The sequence below is a fragment of the Egicoccus sp. AB-alg2 genome (genome assembly GCF_041821065.1).
In the GTDB taxonomy this organism is placed as follows: Bacteria; Actinomycetota; Nitriliruptoria; order Nitriliruptorales; family Nitriliruptoraceae; genus Egicoccus.
The window spans coordinates 1-1,873 of the sequence record NZ_JBGUAX010000023.1; the positions used below are offsets into that span (position 1 = coordinate 1).

Annotated in this window: 4 protein-coding genes; 2 read left to right on the forward strand and 2 right to left on the reverse strand. The window is 73.4% G+C overall.

The features are described 5' to 3' along the window. Both ACERM0_RS22720 and ACERM0_RS22725 read left to right on the forward strand, forming a co-directional pair. The coding region (locus ACERM0_RS22720; protein WP_373680884.1) for a carboxyl transferase domain-containing protein at positions 1-136 on the forward strand (136 nt) is incomplete at its 5' end. A gap of 31 nt (positions 137-167) precedes the next feature. Next, positions 168-392 (forward strand): acyl-CoA carboxylase epsilon subunit, encoded by a 225-nt coding sequence (locus tag ACERM0_RS22725; RefSeq protein ID WP_373680881.1) that lies wholly within the window; start codon positions 168-170, stop codon positions 390-392. A 104-nt stretch (positions 393-496) separates the two neighbouring features. On the opposite strand, the gene ACERM0_RS22730 is transcribed toward ACERM0_RS22725, so the two are convergent. Continuing rightward, positions 497-1,087: a hypothetical protein gene (locus ACERM0_RS22730; protein WP_373680882.1), complete on the reverse strand. Its 591-nt coding sequence runs from the start codon at positions 1,085-1,087 to the stop codon at positions 497-499. Positions 1,088-1,203: 116 nt separating this feature from the next. Next, positions 1,204-1,602, reverse strand: coding sequence for a plastocyanin/azurin family copper-binding protein (locus tag ACERM0_RS22735; RefSeq protein ID WP_373680883.1), 399 nt, complete (start codon positions 1,600-1,602; stop codon positions 1,204-1,206). Between the last annotated feature and the right edge of the window lie 271 nt (positions 1,603-1,873).

A 1,873-nucleotide genomic window follows, 5' to 3' on the forward strand; every position in this document is an offset into this window, starting at 1 on the left:
CGCCGCCGAGCGCGGCTACGTCGACGCGGTCATCGAACCCTCGCGCACCCGCGTCGAACTGATCAAGGCGCTGCGGTTCACCCGCACCAAGCGCGAGCAGCGGCCCGCCCGCAAGCACGGCAACATCCCGCTGTGATGGCCAGCCGCCGACGCGAAGGGCCCAGCTGATGGACACCCGCATCGAGGTGCTGCACGGCGCGCCGAGCCCCGAGGAGCTCGCGGCCCTCGTCGTGGCGTTGACGCCGGTGGCCTCCACGCCCGCGGCTGACGAGGCCCCGGGCGGCGAAGGTCGGCAGGTCCGGGTGCCCGCCTGGACGCGTGCGGCGCTGCTCGAGGGGGTCGGCGGATCGCTGGCCGTGCGGCCCACCGATCTGGCACGTCACCCCAGCTGACCGGGCCATCCGCCGCCCCGAAGCGACGAGCGGAACGACCAACGACGAAGGGCGGCCCATCGGGCCGCCCTTCTCGCATCGTTCCATCGCCGGATGGCGCGCCGTTACTGGTCGGCGCCGTCCTCGGTGGCGTCCTGCGCCTCGCTGTCGGCCTCGTCGCCGTCACCGCCGGCGGCCGGGAGCTCCTCGTCCTCGGCCGGGGCGGTCGGGTCGGCGCCCTCCTCGGGCATCTCGCCGATGTCGGCACCGGCCTCCTGCGCCTCCTCCTCGGTGGCGTAGACGGTGACCGTGGCTTCCATACCCGCCGCCCGGTGGCCGGGGACGTTGCAGATCACCGTCCACTCGCCCGGGAACAGCTTGACGACCCCCTCGCCGGTCTGGCCGCCGTCGGCCTCGGGGATCTCCGAGCCGTCGGCCGCGCCCAGGAACTCCGCGTTGTGGTAGGCGTCGCTGACGTTCTGCACCGTGACCGTGACGTCGCCGGTGACGGCCGTGCCCTCGATGTTGTCGAAGAAGAAGTTGCCCATGTCCATGGAGATCTGGCCGCCCGGCCCGACCGGCTGGATCGGGTCGAAGCAGTCGGAACCCTCGGGGCACTCCACCGACTCCGCGGCGATGGCACCGTCGGGCACCGGCGAGCAGCCGGCGACCGCCAGCCCTGCGGCGGTGACCAGTCCCAGCGTGACGCGACGCACGAAGGCTCCTTCAAGCACGTACGAGGAGAACCCGGCCCCGACCCGGGCGCGAGTGGCGGCAGCGTACCCGTGCGCGCGGTCCGGCAGCGAACCGGCGCGCACCCCGACGGACCGCCCTACTCGACGGTGAGCGTGCCCCGCATCGAGGACTCGTGTCCCGGGATCGTGCACACGAAGGGGTGGTCGCCCGGTTCCAGTTCGAGGCTGCCCTGGGCGCTCTCGCCGGGGCCGCACTCGGCGACGAGCGTGCGCTCGTCACCCACCACGAGGTTGTGGTTGACGCGTTCCTCGCACTGCAGTTCGAACACGATCTCGCCGGCCGGGGCGGACAGGGCCGGCGGATCCCACTGCAGCGTGTCCGTGCCCACGACCCGGAGCACGCCGTCGTCATCGGGCGTTCCCACGGCCGAGGGGTCGACCGGTGTGTCGTCGGCCGCGCCGGGGGACCCGCCGCAGCCCGCCAGCAGCGTGGCGGCGGCGAGGACGGCGAGGCTCGTGCTGCGCAGGCGGAACACCGGGGTCCTTTCGACGACGTCCGGTCGACCGGCGCCAGACCGAGCCGTGTGAGCGCACGACGGGATGGTCGGACGGCGGGTGGGAACACCAGTGTCCCCCGGTCCCGCCGGACGCGCGAATCGGGGCGGCGTGGCCACCGGCGGACGCGCGAGTGAGTCGGCGCCCGCGGGTCACTAGCATTCGCCGCCAGTCCTCCTGTCTCCAACGTCGAGGTCGAGAGTCGTGTTCGACGCCGTGCTGGTCGCCAATCGCGGCGAGATCGCGATCCGA

Bases quoted from the DNA above. Each gene is read 5' to 3' on its own strand.
- ACERM0_RS22725 (WP_373680881.1), top strand. From the start codon at position 168: ATGGACACCCGCATCGAGGTGCTGCACGGCGCGCCGAGCCCCGAGGAG.